This is a genomic window from Pseudomonas sp. MDV22-iso1 (genome assembly GCF_058145095.1).
On the sequence record NZ_JBYVMF010000011.1, the window covers coordinates 111,912 to 133,278 of the forward strand.

General features: G+C 59.5%; 18 protein-coding genes and 1 pseudogene. 15 read left to right on the plus strand and 4 right to left on the minus strand.

Going from position 1 to position 21,367, the window contains the following annotated elements; genetic code table 11:
• Positions 1 to 234 precede the first annotated feature (234 nt).
• The 4 genes and pseudogenes from AC3ZVB_RS14685 to AC3ZVB_RS14700 all read left to right on the plus strand — a co-directional run bounded on the left by AC3ZVB_RS14685 (position 235) and on the right by AC3ZVB_RS14700 (position 3,855).
• A complete protein-coding gene (locus AC3ZVB_RS14685; RefSeq protein WP_162438954.1) occupies positions 235 to 705 on the plus strand; it encodes a MarR family winged helix-turn-helix transcriptional regulator in 471 nt (156 codons plus the stop codon).
• 1,069 nt (positions 706 to 1,774) lie between these two features.
• Positions 1,775 to 1,963, plus strand: a pseudogene (locus tag AC3ZVB_RS14690) (HAMP domain-containing protein); the annotation flags it as partial.
• A gap of 78 nt (positions 1,964 to 2,041) precedes the next feature.
• Complete coding sequence (locus tag AC3ZVB_RS14695) at positions 2,042 to 2,827, plus strand: methyl-accepting chemotaxis protein (protein WP_490146985.1); 786 nt, start codon at positions 2,042 to 2,044, stop codon at positions 2,825 to 2,827.
• 92 nt (positions 2,828 to 2,919) lie between these two features.
• Positions 2,920 to 3,855, plus strand: coding sequence for a LysR family transcriptional regulator (locus AC3ZVB_RS14700; RefSeq protein ID WP_162438956.1), 936 nt, complete (start codon positions 2,920 to 2,922; stop codon positions 3,853 to 3,855).
• On the opposite strand, the gene AC3ZVB_RS14705 is transcribed toward AC3ZVB_RS14700, so the two are convergent.
• Together AC3ZVB_RS14705 and AC3ZVB_RS14710 are read right to left on the minus strand one after the other, a co-directional pair.
• The gene (locus AC3ZVB_RS14705) at positions 3,840 to 4,286 is read right to left on the minus strand and encodes a GlcG/HbpS family heme-binding protein (protein WP_490146986.1); all 447 of its coding nucleotides are present in this window, start codon (positions 4,284 to 4,286) and stop codon (positions 3,840 to 3,842) included. The two genes, AC3ZVB_RS14700 and AC3ZVB_RS14705, sit on opposite strands and share 16 nt — an antisense overlap.
• An 11-nt stretch (positions 4,287 to 4,297) precedes the next feature.
• On the minus strand, positions 4,298 to 5,647 hold the full coding sequence (locus AC3ZVB_RS14710) for a metal-dependent hydrolase family protein (protein ID WP_162438957.1): 1,350 nt from the start codon (positions 5,645 to 5,647) through the stop codon (positions 4,298 to 4,300).
• Between the two features lie 258 nt (positions 5,648 to 5,905).
• Here AC3ZVB_RS14710 and AC3ZVB_RS14715 point away from each other — a divergent pair, with 258 nt between their 5' ends.
• The gene (locus AC3ZVB_RS14715; RefSeq protein ID WP_490146926.1) at positions 5,906 to 6,292 is read left to right on the plus strand and encodes a nuclear transport factor 2 family protein; all 387 of its coding nucleotides are present in this window, start codon (positions 5,906 to 5,908) and stop codon (positions 6,290 to 6,292) included.
• Between the two features lie 447 nt (positions 6,293 to 6,739).
• Here the strand turns inward: AC3ZVB_RS14715 and AC3ZVB_RS14720 are convergent, their stop codons facing one another.
• Positions 6,740 to 7,897 carry an alpha/beta hydrolase family protein gene (locus tag AC3ZVB_RS14720; RefSeq protein ID WP_490146927.1) on the minus strand — a complete coding sequence of 386 codons (1,158 nt, stop codon included), beginning with the start codon at positions 7,895 to 7,897 and terminating at the stop codon, positions 6,740 to 6,742.
• Between the two features lie 60 nt (positions 7,898 to 7,957).
• Complete coding sequence (locus AC3ZVB_RS14725; protein ID WP_490146928.1) at positions 7,958 to 8,920, minus strand: LysR family transcriptional regulator; 963 nt, start codon at positions 8,918 to 8,920, stop codon at positions 7,958 to 7,960.
• A 269-nt stretch (positions 8,921 to 9,189) separates the two neighbouring features.
• On the opposite strand from AC3ZVB_RS14725, the gene AC3ZVB_RS14730 reads away from it, so the two are divergent.
• The 10 genes from AC3ZVB_RS14730 (at position 9,190) to AC3ZVB_RS14775 (ending at position 21,361) form a co-directional block, all read left to right on the plus strand.
• Positions 9,190 to 10,128 carry a VOC family protein gene (locus tag AC3ZVB_RS14730; RefSeq protein WP_490146929.1) on the plus strand — a complete coding sequence of 313 codons (939 nt, stop codon included), beginning with the start codon at positions 9,190 to 9,192 and terminating at the stop codon, positions 10,126 to 10,128.
• A 6-nt stretch (positions 10,129 to 10,134) separates the two neighbouring features.
• The gene (locus tag AC3ZVB_RS14735; protein ID WP_162438995.1) at positions 10,135 to 10,554 is read left to right on the plus strand and encodes a Rieske (2Fe-2S) protein; all 420 of its coding nucleotides are present in this window, start codon (positions 10,135 to 10,137) and stop codon (positions 10,552 to 10,554) included.
• Positions 10,555 to 10,642: 88 nt separating this feature from the next.
• Entirely contained in the window at positions 10,643 to 11,767 is a 1,125-nt protein-coding gene (locus AC3ZVB_RS14740) for an FAD-dependent oxidoreductase (RefSeq protein WP_490146930.1), read from the plus strand.
• A gap of 56 nt (positions 11,768 to 11,823) precedes the next feature.
• Positions 11,824 to 13,521 (plus strand): DUF1302 domain-containing protein, encoded by a 1,698-nt coding sequence (locus AC3ZVB_RS14745; protein ID WP_490146931.1) that lies wholly within the window; start codon positions 11,824 to 11,826, stop codon positions 13,519 to 13,521.
• Positions 13,522 to 13,533: 12 nt separating this feature from the next.
• Positions 13,534 to 14,922: a DUF1329 domain-containing protein gene (locus tag AC3ZVB_RS14750; RefSeq protein ID WP_162438963.1), complete on the plus strand. Its 1,389-nt coding sequence runs from the start codon at positions 13,534 to 13,536 to the stop codon at positions 14,920 to 14,922.
• A 62-nt stretch (positions 14,923 to 14,984) separates the two neighbouring features.
• Positions 14,985 to 16,079, plus strand: coding sequence for a WD40/YVTN/BNR-like repeat-containing protein (locus AC3ZVB_RS14755; RefSeq protein ID WP_490146932.1), 1,095 nt, complete (start codon positions 14,985 to 14,987; stop codon positions 16,077 to 16,079).
• 4 nt (positions 16,080 to 16,083) lie between these two features.
• Positions 16,084 to 18,552: an efflux RND transporter permease subunit gene (locus AC3ZVB_RS14760; RefSeq protein ID WP_490146933.1), complete on the plus strand. Its 2,469-nt coding sequence runs from the start codon at positions 16,084 to 16,086 to the stop codon at positions 18,550 to 18,552.
• Complete coding sequence (locus AC3ZVB_RS14765) at positions 18,542 to 19,786, plus strand: MFS transporter (protein ID WP_490146934.1); 1,245 nt, start codon at positions 18,542 to 18,544, stop codon at positions 19,784 to 19,786. The genes AC3ZVB_RS14760 and AC3ZVB_RS14765 overlap by 11 nt, the downstream gene beginning before the upstream one ends.
• A 13-nt stretch (positions 19,787 to 19,799) precedes the next feature.
• Positions 19,800 to 20,381, plus strand: a complete 582-nt coding sequence (locus AC3ZVB_RS14770; protein WP_490146935.1) for a cupin domain-containing protein — start codon at positions 19,800 to 19,802, stop codon at positions 20,379 to 20,381.
• On the plus strand, positions 20,378 to 21,361 hold the full coding sequence (locus AC3ZVB_RS14775) for a fumarylacetoacetate hydrolase family protein (protein WP_490146936.1): 984 nt from the start codon (positions 20,378 to 20,380) through the stop codon (positions 21,359 to 21,361). Before AC3ZVB_RS14770 ends, AC3ZVB_RS14775 begins: the two co-directional genes overlap by 4 nt.
• Positions 21,362 to 21,367 lie beyond the last annotated feature (6 nt).

Genomic DNA, 21,367 nt, shown 5'->3' on the forward strand with positions numbered 1-21,367 from the left:
AATGCATTGGTTAGAGCACTGGCCGGGGACGGATCAGCCGGGTTTTGGCGCGAGGAAGAAGAAGGCGACGAGATTGGAGGGCTTCATGACCAACACCTGATAATTATTTTTATGAGGCACGGCGACGGCATATCATGCAGCGAATCGCCCGTGACGTTCGGTTGAGAAATCCTCCGATTATTTAGTTGCGGTGTCAACTAATATTCAAAAGCTCCGCCGATAGGTGTTCACCGAATGTCCGCAGAATCCCAACTGAACCTGACGCGTTATGTCCCAGCCCTGTTGAATTTTTTGTCCAACAAACTCTCTGCCGGGGCCTCGCATTGCTATCGCAAACACTTCGGTATCGGTGTGGTCGAGTGGCGAATGCTTTCGATGCTCGCCGTTGAAAATGACATCACCGCCAACCGAATCTGTCAGACGATCGGGCTCGACAAGAGCGCGGTCAGTCGCTCACTCCAGTCCCTGGAAGCAGCAGGGCACATTCGCAGCCAAGTGGATTCGACGGATGCGCGGCGCTACACCGTCAGCTTGACGGACAGCGGCAAAGCCTTGCACGAACGAGTATTGAAGGTTGCACTGGAGCGAGAGCGGCGCTTGCTCAGCGGGCTCTCTGCCTCGGAAGTGGACACCCTCGTCGAGTTGTTGGGCCGGCTGCATTCCCAGGTCACCCACGTGAACGAGTACGACCCGCAAGACGCTTGAACCTTCGACCGGCGTCGCGTTATCGACTTTTCAGGTATCGCGATTGCCGATAGGTCGCATCCCGACAAGCGATTGGTCAGCCCCCCTGTGTCACGTCAACCTTTGACCCCAATTAAAACAATAAAGGGGTTCGGTCGATGGCTAATCGCTTTATCGCCGCGTCCAGGTCGAGCAAGTGAGAAGCTCTCTATTGGGTGCTTTGCTGAACCGTCTCAGTGTCGGTGGCAAATTGTCACTCGGTTTCGGTCTGGTGCTGATCTGCACGATGGGCATGGCGCTCACCGCTTGGTATTCAGTGCGGGTCACGCAATCGAGTACCTTGCAGTTACGGGAGCTGGATCGCCAGAAAGCCGGTCTGGCCCAGGCGCGACTTGCAGAAAAGGATTTCGGTTTGCTGGCGTCACGAGAATCCGCTGCGCAGGTCGAGGACTCTTTACGCCTGCTACAGGTCGGGCCGACGCCTCTTTTGGGAGAGGACTTCATAGAGGCGCTCGCGACATCATCCGATCGTTACCTGAAGGCGTTTCAGGCTTATGCCGAGGCGCGCCAGCAGGCGATTCGGGCAAGGCTGCGCATGCAAGAGCTGGCGGAAACGACAGGGCAGCGTTTCAGCGAAGTCTTCCTCGACCAGTTGGACGATATCAACCTCAATCTTGAACAACAGGTCCTGCCCGATGCGCAATCAATGCAGCAATTGGAAGGCGCGGCTGCATTACGCGAACGCTTGGCCAATCTGCGTGACAGCGAACTGTATTTCTCCCTGGATCCGCAAAACAGTTATCGGGACGATTGGGTCAATCGCATCAACGAGCTTGTCAGTGCGTTGGCTACCCTGAGTTCACAGCTGGAAGGCGATCGTCGTCGTGCACTGGAAGAAGCCAGCGCAGCGTTGACCGAGTACAGGAAGGCTTTTCTGGGTTTTGCCAGCAGCGGTGAGCAGGCCATGACACAACAAGTGAGCATGTCGGTTTCGGCTGAGCAAGTGACGACGCTGTTGGAAAGTGAACGCGCGAAGGCTGCGCACTCTTATGTGTTACTTCGAAAACGTCTGGATCTGCAACTGGCTGCGATGGTGCTGCTTGCTTCATTGCTCAGCATCGGTGCATGCCTTTTGATCCAGCGTTCGATTGTCGCTCCTTTGAAGATAATGCTAGGTCTGGCGCAACGGGTGGCCGCCGGTAATCTGAAGGATCGCCCCGCGCTGATTGATCGCAAAGATGAGTTGGGCCAACTCGGCAACGCTATTGACCTGATGTTGCAGGCGCTTCGCCGTCTTGTGGGGCGAATCGGCAGCGATGTGCAACAGCTGGACGATGCCGCCGTGTCTCTGGGTGCAATGGTTGATCGCACCGGACAGGGCGTGCGTGCACAGCGCGAACAGTCCGCCGAGGTGGTTGAGGCTATGAAGCATATGACCCACGCCACCGCACAGGTCAACTCGCAAGTCGCGGGTAGCCAGGCAAGCCTGGGTGAAGCCTGCACGCTGATTCATAGCGGTGACGATCTGGTAAGGCAGGCGAGTCGAAGCCTTCAGCAACTGTCGCGGGAAATGACCAACAGTGCCAATTCCATGCAACTGCTGCAGACCGAAAGCCAGGCTATTACCGGTGTGCTTGATGTGATCAGCGCTCTCGCCGAACAGACCAATCTATTGGCTTTGAATGCCGCCATCGAAGCAGCCCGTGCCGGTGAGCAGGGGCGCGGTTTTGCTGTAGTGGCGGACGAAGTGAGGGCCCTCGCCAGTCGAACGCGAGCGTCGACCGGCGAAATCGACAGCATGATTCAGCGTCTCTGGAAGGTCACCGGCGACACCGCAGCCAGTCTTTGCGATAGCCAGCGACTGACTGCCGAAGGCGTTGAACTGACTGTGCGCGCAAGCCAGGTCCTGGATGCGACTACCGAGGCCATCTCGCGTGTTGAGCAGAGCGGACAGAGCATTGCCCAAGCCACAGCATCGCAACACGACATAGCCTGCCGAGTGGATGCAGCGCTTGGTCAAGTCGACTGGGTAGTAGAGCGAAATGCCGAGGAGTGCGCTCGATTGGAAATGGCCAATGGCAACTTGCAGCGGCTAAGTGTCAGCCTTGGTGAAGCGGTTAAGGCATTTCACCGCGACACGTGAAGTACGTCCGGGGAGTGGACGATTATGACCTGATGCCCTGGGGGCGATCAGGGCCGTCATTCAAATACCGATCAACCAAAACTGGACACAACATGCGTTATCGACGCCTTGACTTGAACTTGCTTGTCGCGCTGGAAGCGTTGCTGAGTGAATGCAGCGTCAGCAGGGCTGCCGAGCGATTGTGCCTGGGGCAATCGGCAACCAGTTCGGCGCTGGGACGTTTACGTGAGCATTTCAATGATCCATTGCTGGCCCAGGTTGGGCGGCGACTGGAGCCCACTGCATTAGGTCTGACGCTGCTTCCAAAAGTGCGTGAAGCGCTGGCACTGACCCGGGAAATTGTCGATGCACCGGTCAACTTTGAACCGGCCAGCTGCGTTCGACACTTCACGTTGGTGGCGTCCGACTACGTGGCCGGGGTGCTGCTGCCAGCCGTCAGTCTTGAACTGGCTCGAATCGCACCAGGTGTGCGCTTGAGTCTGCGGGACATGCCTGTACCGCGTGACGGCGACGTGGTCAGCGAAGCGCTCGATTATCGCCGCAGTGATTGTGTGATTGTGCCTCAGCGACGATTGAACCCGGCTTACCCCCATGTACCGCTGATGAACGACCAGCTCTGTTGCATCGTCTGCGCTGGGCAAACCCGGTTCCGCGACGGTTTGAGCCTGGCCGATTATTGCAACGCTGAGCACGTGGTTCGTGAATTTGCCGATGGCCGAAACCTGGCGATGGACGCAGCGCATTTGCATGAGGTGGGCGTTCAACGCCGAGTGGCGGTGGCTCTTGAAAGCTTCGTATTGATACCGGAATTCATCATCGGTACTGCACGCATTGCCACCGTATTTCGACGACAGGCGCAGCGCTTTGCTCAACATTACCCACTGCGTATTCTCTCGGCACCGCTCGCATTTCCCGACGCCGTTCAAGTCCTGCAGTGGCATCCTTATCAGAACCATGACCCGGCCATGGTTTGGTTTCGCGGCCTGTTGTCGGAGCAGGCCGCGTTGCTTGATCAGCGCACGATCTGATCACCGTTGTCCGCCACTAGCGTAGCCAGTGCAATAGCGTGCAAAGCGCATCGTTCGTCGTTGTCCGAAGTGTCACCGCTGATGCCAATGGCGCCCAGAATCAGTCCTTCGGCGTTGCGGATCAGCACGCCGCCGGCGACGGGTATTACCCCGCCGCCGGTCAGGCTGTTGATGGCGTCGAAGAACGCCGGCATCGCTTGCGCGCGCCTGGCAAGTTCGCGTCCGCCAAAGCCCATTCCCAGGCAACCCAGTGCCTTGCCAGTGGCGATTTGTGGTCGAAGGAAACTCGCACCTTCATCTCGCAGGACAGCCAGCGGATGACCCGCGGCATCCAGCACGGCGACCGCCAGGGGGTTGATGCCCGTTTCCCGGGCGATGCGGATGGCGTTACCGGCGAGGTCGGTGGCGGTCATCAAGTCGAGTTGCTGCAGGGTGTTGGTCCTCATTGTGCCCACTTCCTCAATTGGGTGACGCGGTCTCGCGTGTACAGGTCAGTCCATTTCAACGAGTTGAAATCGGATACTTGTTTGGGGTTGTAGGGGCTGCGTTCCATACGTACAGGCTGGCCGGCCTTGTACACGGCTTTCAGGCGAGAGCGGTCTTGTAAAATGCGGATATCGTGCAAGGGAGAACCGTCGAGTAGCAAGAAGTCCGCTTGCTTGCCCACTTCGAGGGAACCGATCGTCTCACCGCGAGGCATGCAACGTGCCCCGACCGCCGTGGCGGCATACAACGCTTCTGCCGGTGTGAAGCCCAGTCGGGTGACCAACAGTTCCAGCTCACGCGCGTGCCACTCCCCGTAAGGCGTTACCGCGAAGCCGCTGTCGCTGCCACACGCGAAAGGCACGCCAGCGGCCTTGGCACGTTTGAGCACTGCCGAACCGACTTCCAGGGTGCGGGCACAGTAGCCCGCGTAACCGGTGCTGATGGCCGGGTCGTGGGGTTGGCAGAAGTCCACGGTGTTTTGTGGGAAGGTCATGGTCGGCGCAAGGATGCTGCCGGCTTCGAGCAGCGCCTCGATACACGCGTCGTCCATGTAAAAGGCGTGGAACACCAGGTCGACACCGGCGCGTGCGGCGTACATCACCGCCTCACGGCCATAGGCATGGGTCGCCACTTTACAGCCCAGGCGATGGGCTTCTTGCACCATCTCACAGGTTTCTTCGGCGGTGAACGCGGCGATGATTTCACCATTCGAGCGACGGTGGGTACCGTCCATGGCGATCTTGATCAGGTCGACGCCATCCTTGGCCTGTTTGCGGATTTCAGCCAACGCTTCGCTGCGGCTGGTCACCAGGCGCGCAGTGAAAAATTCCGGTGCACCCATGCGGCTCGGGAACCAGTCGTTGAGGCTCTGTCGATTGGTGATGACCCGGCTGCTGGCAGCAATCCGCGGGCCCTCGAACAGACCGGCAGCGATTGCGTTGCGCACCGCGATGCTGAGTTGGCCGCTATCACCCGGACAGACCATGCTGGTCACGCCGGCGGCCAGCACATGTTGGGCGAAGAACATGCCACGCAACGCGCGGAATTCGTCACTGGTCCAGATATCAATGTCTTCTTCGCTTTGCGCGTTGCCGAAAGCCAAGTGGGTGTGCACATCCACCAGACCCGGCATGACAAAGTTGTCGCCGGCATCCAGCAGGTTGTCTCCCGGTTGCAGCGGTGGGGCGAGGGCAGTCGGTCCCACATAGGACAGCAGGCCGTTTTCCACGATCAGGGTTTGCTGTTGACGGGTTTTCAGGCCAGTGCCGTCGAACAAGGTCTGGCATTTGAGGTGCAGGGCATTCATGGCGTTTTCACTTTGCGGATTGTTATGCAAGCGAAGCTAGGGCAGGACCCTGGTAGCCACCATCAACTTGCATCAATGGCCGGGTATTGATGGCGTCGATAGGTGCTCAAGCCCAACACGGGCGGGGCCTTGGCAGCGCTGAGGGAGATCAGGAGGCGGGTATCGCGAGTCGAGATGGCTGGCATCGCGATCGACGATTTTTTACCGGCTGTATCGCACGTCTATGGTGCGCGTTCCTCACCTACAGAGCGCCGTCCCATGACCACCGCAATTGCAAGAACCGAACTCCTGGCACTTGAGCAGGAACGCCGCCGGGCCCTGGTCGAAGAAGACTACCCACGCGTCGCCGAGCTGTTCGCCGATGACCTGGTGTACGTGCACACCACCGGATTGGTGCAAGGCAAGGCGGACTACCTGGAGTACGCCAAAAGCGCTGTGCAGTATCTGGACATTGAACGTGGCGAATTGCAGATCCGCTTCTACGGCGAACACCTGGCAGTGATGACCGGTACGCAATGCAACACCTTGCGCAAGCGCGGCGGCGACCAGTCGATTCGCGGCGAGGGCTTTGCCACCCAGGTCTGGGCGTTCGGTGCAGAGGGTTGGCAGATCAGCTCGTTCCATGGAACGCGTGCACCTGACTGAGTTCATTCAACGCTCTATGAAAACGCCGGAGAGCCCTAAGGACTTCCGGCGTTTTGCTGTGAACACTCACAAATCTCAAGAAGCCCACCGTTGCCGTTGCTTTGGCTTTAGATTTTCCTTGCCCCATCGCGGCGGGACCCTGTAGGAGCGAGCTTGCTCGCGAAAAACCTGAGAGCACTGCGGGGTGTCAGGCTCCCCGCATCATCGTTGACCTCCATCGCGAGCAAGCTTGCTCCTACAGGCACTTCCAAGTGACTCGCTGTAAGAGCGAAACCATAAGTGGCCGTTACCGCAGCAATGGATATGTACGCGGTCAACAAACAAGAGGTCGGCTGTCAGGCCGCCTTCGCCAGCAGGCTGGCTCCCACAGTGGATCAAATAGGGCCGCGAGAGATGTGGCGGCTGGGAGGCCGCCATCGCCGCTAGCCAGCACCTACACCAGTCCGGTCAAGCCGTATGGCCACCCAGGTTTTCAGCAACCCAGTCGGCGATGTACTGACCGGCGTTGATGCTGTTGTCAAAACTCGAATGCTGCACGCCACCCTCGCGTTCGGTGAAGATCTTCAGTTCACGTTTGGGGCTGTTGACCAGTTGCTCGTACGTACGCTGTGCCCACTTCAGCGGGATCTGCGAATCCTTTTCACCGTGGGTCACCAGGAACGGAACCTTGATGCGGTCCAGTACGCCGTCCAGGTGCACGTTCTCGGCAATGGCCATGAACTCATCCATATCCTTTGCACCCCACACCCACTGCACGTGCGCCCAATAGTGCGGTACGGGGAAGCTGCCTTCTTTCTCCAGGCGACGTTTTTGTACATCGCGCCAGTCATGGTTGGCGCCCCACACCACACCGCAAGCAAACCGTGGTTCAAACGCCACGGCACGCGGGCAGTAATAGCCGCCCAGAGAAACACCTTCCAGGCCAATGCGTTTGGCATCCACGTCGCTACGGGTCTCCAGCCAGTCGACCACGCGACTGGCCCAATGCTCGCTGTCGAAACGGGCAATCAGGTTATGCAGGCGCAGGGCTTCGCCTGTCCCGGGCTGGTCGATGATCAACGATGAGACACCGCGTTTTGCCAACCACGCCGGCAGCCCGACGCGATATTTCATTTCTTTGGTCGAGTCCAGTCCATTGACCTGCACCAGAATCGGGGCGGGACCGGTTACGCCTTCGGCACGCACCAGCAAACCGGAAATGTGTTTGCCCTCGTAGGGGATTTCGACGCGCTCGCAGTTCTCCCGCGACAGTTCGATACCGCGTTTGAAGGTCTGCAGAAAGCGCTGGTACAACTCGGTACGGCCGGGCGCGCCGTGGGCCTGAAGTCGTTCGCACGTGAGGTAATAAGTGGCCGCGCGGTTGTACTTTTCACCCGCTGAAAGAAGACGGCCGTTACCTTCATCTTCCTCGGCCAGGCCGCAGAGTTTGTCGGCCATCTTGGCCCAGGTTTCGCGAAACGCCTTGGTTCCGGCGGCGTCGGGCTGCTGGGCGGCTTCTTGCAGCGGCGCGCACATCTCTTCGATTTCACCTATGCGGGCGCCCATCTCGATGGCCAGGTCGACGGAGAGATTCCACACGTAATTGGTCGGGAAATAACGGAACATGATTGTTGTTGTCCTTTTGGTTGCCTTGAGCGTTCACAAGGCACGTTAAGGACGCTCGGGCTAATTGACCAATCGTGACTCGGGATGAGAGGTATCGCGCGCGGCGATATGATCGTGCTCCAGATGCTGGATGAATTCGCTGATTCGCTCGCGCAACCAGCGGTGCATCGGATCGCCGTCCACGCTGCGGTGCCACAGCATGACCTCGCGCATGACAGGAATTTTCACGGGAGGATTGAGGATGCGCAGCGGCAGGTGTTCGGCATACAACCGCGCCAGACGCTGGTGCATGGTGGCGATGCGTTGAGTGCCGACGACCAGCTGCGGCAGGGTGTTGAAGTCATTGGTGATGACCTCGATACGGCGGTTGAAGCCGTATTGATTCATGAACCACTCTTCGATGCTCAAGTGCCGGGTGCGACCAAAACCGACGGAGACGTGGCCCATGTCCATGTACTGTTCAAGGCTCAAACTATCGCCGACCTGAGTATTGCCGTCCCACACCACGCAGACGTGTTCCTCTTCGAACAGCAGTTTGTGAGGGTGACCCTCGATGATGTAGCGCTCAGGCACGATCATCAGGTCGACTTCGCCGCGAACCAGTAATTCACCGGAGTTGTCACCAGGGCCAAGCATCTCGAACGTGATGTTCGGCGCTTCCTGATGGATCTTCTGGATCACCTGGGCAAACAGCACGCTGATCAGGTAATCCGAGGTCACCAGGCGAAAGTGGCGCTTGCTGGTGGTGGGGTCGAACACCGGCTTGGCGGTGATCGAGGACTGAATCGTCAGCAGCACTTCGCGGATCGGTTTGGCGAGCTTCTGGGCATAAGGCGTGGGCTGCATCTTGCGCCCCACCTGCACCAACAGTTCGTCTTCGAAATAACTGCGCAGACGTCCGAGCACGCCACTGGTTGCGGATTGAGTCATGTGCAGTCGTTCGGCGGCACGGGTGATGTTCTGCTCTTCGAGCAACACATCAAGTGCCACCAACAGATTGAGATCCAGGTGGTTGAAGCGCATCAGGCATGCCCACTGTTGTATTTATTTTCACGATACATTCCGGTGAATTGATCGTCCCGTCAACCCCGCCTTCACGCGGTCATCCCGCGCCACCAGGTATCGCGTTTGCCGATAGGTCGCATCCCCACTCGCGATTAGTCAGTTGCCAAACCGCGCGTCAATCTTCGCCGCAGTCGGACCTCTGGCCGACACCACCACCGGATTCCATGCGCAGCTGAACGGCCTGGTCGAGCAGTCTCCGGATCATAATTTCAATGGAGTGGTAAGCCATGAACATCATTGGCCTTGATGCCCTGATCTTTGGCGTCGATGACATTCAAGCCTGTACCGATTGCCTGCGTGACTACGGCCTTGCGCCGGTTGACGTCGACAGCGATGGCGGGCGTTTTGAAGCACTGGACGGCACGGCCGTGATCATTCGCCGTGCGGACGATCCGACCCTTCCGGCGGCCATCGGCCCGGCGCCGTCGATTCGCGAAACCGTCTACGGCGTTGCCAGCGCGGCGGACCTCGACGCCATCGAGGACGAATTGGCGCGAGACCGCCAGGTCTCCCGGGAAAACGGCGTACTGCACAGCGTCGATGACATGGGCTTCGCGATCGCTTTCCAGGTCACCGTGCGCAAGGCGTACGACGCCCCGGACGACCTGACCAACGCCGCCGGTCATGCGCCACAACGCCCGCTGAACCAGCCCGGCATCACCCTCGACATGAGCGCGGTGCCACGCACCTTGTCCCACGTGGTGTATTTCGTCCCCGACGCGACCAAGGCCGAAGCGTTCTATGCCGAGCGCCTGGGCTTTCGGACCACGGACACCTTCATCGGCGCCGGCCCTTTCATGCGCCCGGCAAGTTCCGATGATCACCATTGCCTGTTCATGATTCAGACCCCGCCACACATGAAAGGCTGCGAGCACTTCACTTTTCACATGGGCAGTGGCACCGAAGTGCTGTTGGCCGGTACTCGTTTCGAGCAAAAAGGCTGGACCAGTTTCTGGGGCCCTGGCCGTCACCTCTTTGGCTCCAACTGGTTCTGGTACTTCAACAGTCCGCTCGGTTGCCATATTGAATACGACGCCGACATGGACAAACACGATGACGCCTGGGAAGCCCGTCGCGCACCGTTGTCAGCCGATAACTCGCAACTGTTTCTGTTCAGCTCAAAAGAAAAATGGGCGCCTGGCGGTCCACCACCCAAGCAAGGTTGAGTGCAGATGTCAGCCAGGAGCCAAAGGGATTTTTTCCTGTGCCGGCTGGACGAGCTAGCGCAAGGGCAGGCGCGTGGATTCGATCCATTGCAGCGCGGCAGGGACAGTGTTTTTGCTTTGCTGCACGAGGGGCAGGTGCGGATTTATCGCAACAGCTGCCCGCATCTGGATGTGCGCCTGGAGTACCGCAAGGATCGTTTTTTATCGGCCGACGGCCAGTTGATTGTCTGTTACGCGCACGGTGCACAGTTTCTGCCGAGCACGGGTGAATGCGTCTACGGCCCCTGTCTGGGCCAGACACTGGAGGCGTTGCGATGGCGTTTGGAGGAGGGCTGGCTGGTGCTGCAAATGCCCGACACGGAGTGCGCATCGACCCACCTCGAGGTATCGCGTTTGGAGATACATCGCATCCCTACTCGCGATTAGTCAAATCCCTGCTTTGGCGGGAAGCTGAACCTAACGACGCAGTGCCCGACGCTGTATCGAATCACAAGAATAAAAAAGTGAGAAAACCATGAGTGCAGTGAACAAAGTTCTGATCGTGGGCGGTGGTATTGGTGGCTTGTGTGCCGCCATTGCACTGCGGCGCAAGGGCATTGAAGTCGATCTGATCGAACTCAAGTCGGAGTGGACGGTGTACGGCGTCGGGATCATCCAGCAAAGCAACGTTGTCCGCGAGATGGCCAAACTGGGTGTGCTGGATGGGTATCTTGATGCGGCGTATGCCTTCGAAGACGTCGCCATCTATGGCCCGGCCGGCCAGCAACTGGCGCGCATCCCCGGTCAACGACTGGCAGGGCCTGCGTACCCGGCCAACGTGGGCATTTCACGCCTGGCATTGCACAAGGTCCTCAGTGAAACGGCGCTGGAACTGGGCGCGCAAGTACGCCTGGGCCTGAGCGTTGAATCCCTGGACGATAAAGGCGACAGCGTCGATGTAGTGTTCACCGATGGCACTGGCGCTGCCTACGACCTGGTCGTCGGCGCCGACGGTCTGTTCTCCAGGGTTCGCGATTTGCTGTTTGGTGACACCTACACCCCGCGTTTCACCGGCCAGTCGGTGTGGCGCTACAACTTCCCGCGTGCTCCGCAGATCGATCACCTCGCCAACTACCAGAGCGCCGAAGGCAACGCCGGCCTGGTGCCGCTGGCGGGTGACCTGATGTACCTGTTTCTCACGTCCCACGAACCGTCCAACCCGTGGATGGACCCGGCGACGCTGGCCGATCAGATGCGCCAACGCCTACAGGGTTTTACTGGCCTCATCGGTGAGCTGCGCGAACAAATCACCGACAGCAGCCAAGTGGTCTACAAGCCGATGGAAGTGGTCTTCGTCGATGAGCCCTGGTATCGCAGTCGCGTCCTGCTGATTGGCGACGCTGCACACGCGACTACGCCGCACCTTGGCCAAGGGGCCGGCATGGCGATCGAAGATGCCATCGTGCTCAGTGAAGAACTGACCCGCGACGGCAGCGTCGAGCAACAGCTCCAGCGCTTCATGACGCGCCGGTTCGAGCGCTGCAAGTACATCAGCGAGAGCTCTGTACTGGCTGGAGACAAGGAAATGCAACACGACCGTGCATTCGACCGTATCGGCCTGGTCAAGCAGATGCTGGCGCGCACGGCAGAGCCCATCTGATTCGAAAGATCTGTCCCCCACAGCTGTTACCACTATAAAAACAAGAGGTTAACGCGATGGTTAGCTCCACGACTGCGACGCTTGCGCGCCGCCCGGTCTGCACGTCTGCACCCTTTGGTTTCACATTGGCCGCCGCGTTGGTGCTGTGCAGCCAGGCTGCCCATGCCTTTCAGGTGGATACCGGCAATCCGGATTTCAACCTGCGCTGGGATAACACGGTGAAGTACAGCGCCGCCTGGCGAACCCAGAATCCCGGCAGCAAACTGACCGAGGGGCAGGTGGCACTCAATCAGGACGATGGCGATCGGGCTTTCAAAAAGGGTCTGATTTCCAACCGTACGGACATCCTCTCCGAGATGGATATGTCGTTCAAAAACGTCGGCGCACGCCTCAGCGGCGCCGCCTGGTACGACACCGAATACCAGAACGACAACGACAATGACGATCCGGCACGGGCCAACGCGCGTTCGGTGGCCTATGACGAATTCACCGACGACACCCGTCACCTGCATGGCGGCGACGGCGAATTGCTCGATGCGTTCGTGTACTGGAACGGTGAGCTGGCCGATCACGCCACGTCCGTGCGTGCCGGTCGCCACGGCTTGATCTGGGGCGAGAGCCTGTTCTTCGGTGCCAACGGCATTGCCGGTGGCATGGGACCGGTCGATGTGGTGAAGGCGCAGTCCGTACCGAACACCCAGTTCAAGGAAATCACCCGCCCGGTCAATCAACTGTCGGGGACCTTCCAGCTGACAGATGATGTGTCGCTCGGCGCTTACTACCAACTCGAGTGGGAAGAGACGCGCCTGCCGGGGGCCGGTAGTTACTTTTCCACCAGCGACACCATTGGTGAAGGCAACGAACGCTTGATCGTGGGAGCGCCATTTCCTGCATTCCTCGGTGGCAATCCTGGCAGCCCGGCAGCGTTCTTCCATGGCAATGACAAGGAAGCGAGAAGTTCGGGGCAGGGTGGCCTGCAGTTGAAGTACAGCGCGGAAACGGTGGAGTACGGCCTGTACGCGATTCAGTATCACGACAAAACACCCAAGCTGTACCTCAAGCCATCCACCGGTACACCGAACTTCAGTACCGGCCAGATCGGCGAGTACTACTGGGTGTACCCGGAAGACATTCGCGCCTTTGGAGCGAGTTTTTCGACCACCGTCGACGAGTACAGCTTCGCCGGTGAAGCTTCCATGCGCTGGAACATGCCGCTGGTTTCCAACGGTCAAACCGTCCTGCCTGGCGTGGTCGCTGACAACGATGACGATGCGCTCTACGCGGTCGGCCGTACTGCTCACGTCAACCTCAACGTCCTGGCCTCGTTCGGGCCGAACTTCATCGCAAGGGAGTCGGGGCTGGTCGGTGAGATCGCCTGGAACCGACTCCTGAACGTCACGAAGAACCGTGCCGCCCTCGACCCCAATGCCACCGATGACGGCCTTGGTTTCAAGGTGGTGTACACCCCGACTTATCGCCAGTTCTTCTCCGGTATCGATATCAGCATCCCTGTCGGTCTCAGCTACTTCCCGCTGGGTAAATCGGCCGTGGTCAGCTCCTTCGGCCCGGACAACGGCGGCGATATGAACATCGGTATTACCGCGACCTACCTGGATCGCGTTACCGCCGGCCTGACCTACACGCATTACTACGGCCCCGAGGACACCAACCTCAATGCGGCCAGCCAGTTCAACTACAAGCAATCGCTGAAAGACCGGGACTACCTGGCTTTCTCCGTCAAGACCACGTTTTAAGAGGACTTGCGCATGACTCACAACAACAAAATCGGAGCTTTCAAGCTCAAAGCGCTTTGCTTCGCACTGCTGGGTAGCCTGGCCATTTTCAGCCAGGTGACGCTGGCGGCAACGGCTGAAGACGCGGCCAAGCTGTCGAAGAGCCTGACACCGTTCGGTGCCGAGCGCGCCGGTAACGCTGACGGCTCGATTCCCGCCTGGGACGGTGGTTACACCAAGGTCGATCCGTCGTACAAGGAAGGCGGCAAGCGTAGCGACCCGTTCGCGGCAGACAAGCCGTTGTTCAGCATCACCTCAAAAAATCTCGCCCAATACGCGGGCAAACTCAGCGACGGCACCAAGGAGATGTTCAAGCGTTTCCCGGACACGTATCGCATCGACGTTTACCCGACACGTCGTACGGCTGCCGCACCGCAATGGGTGTATGACAACACCCTGAAAAACGCCACGCGCGCCAAGCTGGTGGACAGCAGCGCGGGTCCGGTACCTCAAGGCGCGTTTGGCGGCATTCCGTTTCCGATCCCGCAAAACGGCGCCGAAGCCATGTGGAACCACGTACTGAATTGGCGTGGCACCTCGGTATCGATGCATTTCCGTCATTACCTGATGACTGCAGATGGCAAGCAGGTCATGACGACCGACGGGCAAGCCATTCAGGAGATGCCGTATTACTACCAGGATGGGACGCCGGAATCGTTTGCCGGTGATTACTGGCTATTCCGACTGCTCAACGTCGGGCCGCCATTGCGCGCTGGCGAGCAGATCATGGGGCGTACCAACATCAACGGCGACCTGTCTCAGGCGCACGTTTATCTGACCGGCCAACGCCGTGTGCGCAAATTGCCCAATGCTTGCTGCGATACGCCGACGCCCGCGACTGCCGGGGTGATGTCGTTCGACGAATTGAGCGTGTTCCAGGGCCGCATTGACCGCTTCAACTGGAAGCTCGTGGGCAAGCAGGAGATGTACATCCCCTACAACACGAACAAGGTGCAAACCGCCGCCAAACCGGAAGACCTGTTTCTCCCTCACCACATGAATCCGGATTACGTGCGCTGGGAGCTGCACCGGGTGTGGGTCGTGGAAGCGGACCTGGCACCGGGCAAGCGTCACCAGTTGCCGAAGGGCCGCTACTACCTTGATGAGGACACCTGGCAAGCCATGTTGGGCGACCGTTGGGATGCCAACGGCCAGCTCGCCAAGACGTTGTGGTCGTTGCCGGCGGTACTTCCTGACCTGCCCGCACAAGCGCAATTGTCCTCGGGCTTTTACGACCTGACCTCCGGCGCCTGGTTTATCCAGAACGTCTACACCGGCCAGTCGGAACAGTACGGCATGGTTGATCGCTACAAGGCCTCCGAGTTTTCACCGGCGGCGATGGCGGGTGCCGGCGTTCGTTGAGAAAGACCGGGTCGCGGTTTGCGAACCCTGATCCGGTTTCAAAAGGTTTTTCGAGGTCGGTAATGAACAGAATCTGTCAGGTGGTTGGTCGGCTGATGTGTCTGATGGCATTGCCATTGGGCCTGGCGCATGCCGCATCGGTGGGCAACATGCTCGATACTCCGGCAATGCAGGCGCCTCAAGCGAAATCCGCGGTGCTGCTGGACTTGGCTCGGGCAGGTGCGCGGCTGGTGGCGGTGGGTGAGCGGGGCATCGTGCTGCTTTCCGATGACCACGGCGTGAGCTGGCGTCAAGCGACGGTACCGGTTTCCGTCAGCCTGACGGCCGTGCAGTTTGTCGACGCCCTTACGGGCTGGGCCGTCGGGCATGCGGGTGTTGTATTGGTCACGCATGACGGTGGCGAGCACTGGGTGGTGCAACTCGATGGCCTGCGTGCCGCACAGCTGGAGCTGGTAAGCGCTCGTCAGCAACAACCATCGGCCACCGATCAGGTTGCCGCCGCCGCACGGGTGCAAACGGCTGAACGACTGGCCAGCGAGGGGGCTGACAAGCCGTTTCTCGCTGTGCAATTTGTTGACGACCGACACGGCCTGATCGTGGGTGCGTATGGCCTTGCCTTCCGAACCGACGATGGCGGCACCACCTGGCATTCCATCATGGGGGACATTGATAACCCGATGGGTGCGCACTTGTCTGCGATCACTCAACAGGGACAGCACTGGTTTCTGGCGGGCGAGCAGGGCTACCTCGCTCGTTCCGACGATGCCGGCCATTCATTCACGCCGTTGGACAGTCCTTACACCGGGAGCTTCTTCACCGCGCAAACGGGCGACAACGGTGTGTTGCTGGTGGCCGGGTTAAAGGGCAATGCGTTTGTCTCGAGTGACCTGGGCCAAAGCTTTCAGCCTGCACCGGTCTCGATGCCGGTGTCTTTCAGCGATGCCATTCGTACCGACGACGGCCAGTTGTTGCTGGTCAATCAGAGTGGCGCCTTGTTTCGCACCGACAAACCGTCCGGCGCGACGCTTGTGCCCTATGGCAAACCGCTCGGCAAGCCCGTCTCCAGTGTTATCCAGGCCGCTGATGGCAGCCTGACGCTGGCGGGTTTCACTGGATTGACGCGCCTGTCGCCGTCAGTCGCCAACGCTTCGGAGTGAGGTTATGAAGTCTTTCGACAACGCCACGGCAAGCCTGGCGAATTTCGATCCACGCTCCGGTTCAGTGGTAGAGCGCACGCTGTTCAATCACCGCCTGTGGGTCCTTGTGTTATGTGTACTGACGACCCTGGTGCTGGGTTATCAAGCCACGCGTATCGAGCTCAATGCCAGCTTCGAAAAGATGATTCCCACGCAGCAGCCCTACATTGCGAATTATCTTGAGCACCAGAAACAGCTCACGGGTTTAGGCAACGCACTGCGGATCGTCGTAGCCAACAAACACGGCGATATCTACGACGCCGAGTACCTGAAAACCCTGCAAGCCCTGAGCGACAAACTCTACCTGATGCCGGGTGTCGATCGAGCGTACATGAAGTCGCTGTGGACACCGGCCACGCGCTGGGTCGCGGTGACTGAAGAGGGTCTCGATGGCGGCCCGGTGATACCGGATGACTACAGCGGCACCGCTGCTAACCTCGACGCGCTACGGCGCAATGTGCAGCGCTCCAACGAACTTGGCCAACTGGTAGCCCTCGATCAGACCTCCAGCATCATTTACGTGCCGCTACTGGCCGCCACTTCAGACGGAAGGCCGCTGGATTACGCGGTTTTGTCCGAGCAACTGGAGACGTTACGCAGCACTTATCAAAGCGATAACATCGACATTCGTATCACTGGTTTCGCGAAAAAAGTCGGCGATCTGATTGCCGGCCTGAAGCAGATCCTGCTGTTCTTCGCCGTCGCGATCCTGATCACCACCGCCGTGCTGTTCTGGTACACCCGCTGCTTGCGAAGTACGGTGCTGGTGGTGCTGTGCTCGCTGGTGGCGGTGGTCTGGCAGCTCGGGTTGCTGCCATTGCTGAACTACCAGTTGGACCCGTATTCCGTGCTGGTGCCGTTTCTGGTGTTTGCCATTGGTATGAGCCACGGCGCGCAGAAAATGAACGGCATCATGCAGGACATCGGGCGTGGCATGCACCGGGTGGTGGCTGCGCGATTCACCTTTCGACGCCTGTTCCTTGCCGGGCTGACAGCGCTGCTGTGTGATGCCGTGGGTTTTGCGGTGCTGATGTTGATCAAAATCCAGGTCATTCAAGACCTCGCGGTCATCGCCAGTATCGGCGTGGCCGTGCTGATTTTCACCAACCTGATTTTGCTGCCGGTGTTGCTCTCTTATGTCGGTGTGACGCCCCGCGCCGCGCAACTGAGCCTCAAAAGCGAGCAAGCCGAGCAAACGGGCCAGACGCGCCATGCGTTCTGGCGTTTTCTGGACCTGTTTACTCATCGGCGTTGGGCCAGCCTGTGCATCGCCATCAGCCTCGCATTGGCAGCCGTCGGCTTCCTGGTCAGCCTGCAACTGAAAATCGGTGACCTCGACGCCGGTGCACCGGAGTTGCGTGCGGACTCGCGCTACAACCAGGACGATGCCTATCTGACCCGTCATTACGGCGCCAGCAGCGACCTGTTTGCGGTGATGGTGAAAACCCCGGCCAGCAGCTGTGCGCGCTATGACATCCTGGCCAAAGTCGATGCGTTGGATTGGCAATTGCGCGCCTTGCCGGGCGTTGATTCGACCAATTCACTGGCGTTGCTGAACCGGCGGATGCTGGTCGGCCTTAGTGAAGGCAATCCCAAGTGGTACGAGCTGCAGAACAATCAGGCGATGCTCAATATGATCACCGCCAGCGCGCCGCGGGGCTTGTACAACGAAGATTGCAGCCTGTTGACGTTGTACGCCTATCTCACCGATCACAAGGCCGAAACGCTGACTCGTCTGGTCGACCACGTGGAACAATTTGCCGCCGAGAACAATACAGACGACGTGCAATTCCTCCTGGCGGCCGGTAACGCCGGCATCGAAGCGGCGACCAATATCGTGGTCAAGCAAGCCAACCGCGAGATGCTCATCTGGGTTTACGGCGCGGTCATTGTGCTGTGCCTGATTACTTTCCGTTCCTGGCGCGCAACGCTTTGTGCGGTGATTCCGCTGATGCTCACGTCCATCCTCTGCGAAGCCTTGATGGTCTGGCTGAATATCGGTGTCAAAGTCGCGACGCTGCCGGTCATCGCCCTGGGTGTCGGCATCGGCGTCGACTATGCGTTGTACGTGATGAGCATTCTCCTGGGCCATCTGCGTCAGGGGGCGAGCCTGTCCGAAGCGTATTACCGCGCACTCGTTTCCACCGGCAAGGTGGTGATGCTGACCGGTATTACCTTGGCCATCGGTGTAGCGACCTGGACGTTTTCACCCATCAAGTTCCAGGCCGACATGGGCGTGCTGCTGGCCTTCATGTTTGTCTGGAACATGGTCGGCGCATTGGTATTGCTGCCGGCGCTGGCGTACTTCCTGCTACCCGCACGCCGCCAGGTGCAGGGAGCTGATGCGCCGATACACATCACGGAGGGTCCTGAGAAGGCAGTGGTTGCGGACGTCCTCCACCGGGAAATAAAGGAGCACTGTCTTGGTCGCTGATACCTTCGCAAAGCCCGTCCGGCAAGCCGGATTGGCGCAATCGCTGTTGCTGCTGTTGGGCAGCTGCTTGCCGGTGTTGGGCGCCGTGTTGCTGGCCCCCGTGTTGCCGAGGATGCAGGCGCATTTTGCCAGCGTCGACGGCAGCGCCGTGCTGGTCCCTATCGTACTGACGCTGCCGGCATTGATGATTGCGTTGCTGGCACCGTTCGCCGGGCTGATCGCCGATCGACTGGGGCGTAAGCCGTTACTGCTGGCGAGCATGGTGCTGTATGTCCTCTGTGGCGTGTTGCCGCTGTGGCTCGACTCGCTGCACGCGATCGTGCTCAGTCGGGCGGGCATTGGTTTGGCCGAGGCGGGCATCATGACCTGCTGTACCACGCTGATGGGTGACTACTACAGCGGTGCCAAACGCGAGCGTCTGTTTGCCTTGCAGATGGTTGCGACGTCGTTGTCGGCGGCGGCGTTCATCGCGCTGGGTGGCTTCCTGGGACAAAACGACTGGCGTACGCCGTTTGCGTTGTACGCGGTGGGGCTGATTTTTCTCCCGCTGATGGCCTGGCAACTGTGGGAGCCGCAAGCCCGCACGCAGCCGGAGCAACCGACGCCGTCATTGTCGACCGGGAAGTTTCCGTGGCGCGTGCTTACGCCCCTGTATGGGTTGTCGTTACTGGCCGGTTTGAGCTTGTTCATCGTGCCGGTACAGGCCGGCTACCTGCTTAATCTGCTGCATGTGGATGCTCCGCAACAAATCGGCATGACCATGGGGGCCAACCAACTGGGCGTGCTCGTCGGTGCGCTGAGTTTTCGTTTGTTCAGCGGGATTCGCGGGCAGTACCTGCTGCTCGTTGCCTACGCACTGGCGGGCATCGGCGGGCTGTCGATGGCGGCTGCCACAACCCATATGCAGGTCGTGGTTGCAGTGACGATCAATGGTCTGGGCATCGGATTGATGCTGCCAACCCTGATCACCTGGATCATGTCCCACGTCAGTTTCCATCACCGCGGGCAGGCGGCCGGGTGTTTCACCGCCGCCATTTTTGCCGGCGAATTTATCAGCCCTCTCGTTGTTCTTGGCATCACCCGTGGTGACTCCACGGTGCTTCCTCTGGCGTTGGCCATCGTGGGTAGCCTGCAACTGCTGGTGGCGCTGTTTTGTCTGGCCGTGCCCAGGCTTGGTGGTCTGCTGCACGACGCAAACGGGGCCGGTGGCACGACCATCGCCGACGAAAACTGAACGAGGATTTTCCATGCAAGCGCTTCCTGAATTCAAACGAGTGGTCACCGGTCACGATCAGCAGGGCCAGGCCATCATCGCCAGCAACGGGCCGACGCCTAACGTTTTCCCGCTAACGGCGGTGCCGGGCACGGTGTTTTATGAACTGTGGAACAGTACTGCCAGCCCCGCTTTGCTCGACAACGCCAGTGACCCAAGCAACAAGCCATTGCAACTCAGCCCCGTGGCTGGGGGCAGTGTCATCCGGGTGGTGGATATTCCACCGGACAGCGTGCAGAACCAGGTCAGCGCCGACGATGCTGCGGCGGTTTTCGCCGAAATAGGTGAAGTCCATGCAGGCACCGGTCAACGTGACTCCAAACACAAGTTGATGCACCGCACCGAGACCCTCGACTACGGCATCGTCACCGAAGGTGAAGTGTGGCTGGTGCTGGATGAGGAAGAGGTGCACCTCAAACGCGGCGATGTGGTGGTTCAACGCGGTACCAATCACGCCTGGAGCAACCGCACCGAAGCGATGGCACGCATGGTTTTCATCCTGCTCGACGGGCGCTATGCCGCTGAATTGAGCAACATCAAGGGAGCATCGGCATGAAGCTCGCTACACTGAAAAACGGCCATCGCGATGGTCAGCTCGTGGTGGTCTCGCGGGATCTCGCCTGGGCGCTGGATGCCAGTTCTGTGGCGCTTACCCTGCAAGAGGCCATCGAAAACTGGAGTAGCGCCGAGCCTCGCTTGCAGCTGCTGTCGAAGCAGTTGAATGCGGGCGAGGCGGCGGAGGCCTTTGCCTTCGACCCCGCCCAGGCGATGGCGCCATTGCCCCGCGCTTATCAATGGTGCGATGGCTCGGCCTTTCTCAGCCACGGTGCGCTGATGCAGAAAGCGTTCAATCTCGACCCCATCGACGGGGTCGAACGCACGCCGCTGATGTATCAGGGGGCCGGCGACGATTTCATTGGCGCACGGGACGATATCGCTTTGCCGAGCGAGAGTCAGGGCATCGACTTCGAAGGCGAGTTTGTGGTGCTGGTGGATGATGTGCCTATGGGCTGCGACGCCGAGCAGGCGCAGCAACACATCAAGCTGATCCTGCAAATCAACGACGTCAGTTTGCGCGCCCTGGCCCCTCGGGAAATGAGTACGGGTTTTGGATTCTTGCAGGCCAAACCGTCCTCCAGCTTTGCTCCGCTGGCCATCACGCCGGACGAATTGGGCAATGCCTGGCGCGACGGCCGTGTGCATTTGCCTTTGCAGGTGCACTGGAATGGCCAGTGGTTTGGTCATCCGCACGGCGGGCAGATGAACTTCAGTTTCGGTCAGTTGATCGCTCACGCCGCGCTCACTCGCAGGCTGCGTGCCGGCACGCTGATGGGTTCCGGAACGGTTTCCAATGCCGAAAGAAGCGCGGGATCGGCATGCATCGCCGAGCGTCGCGCCATCGAGATGATTGAGCATGGTGCCGCCCAGACCGGCTACATGCGCTTTGGTGACCGCGTGCACATGGATGTCACGGGCAGCGATGGGCAGTCGCTGTTCGGTGCAATCGATCAGTGCGTCGTTCAGGCTCAGGACTGAGGAGCG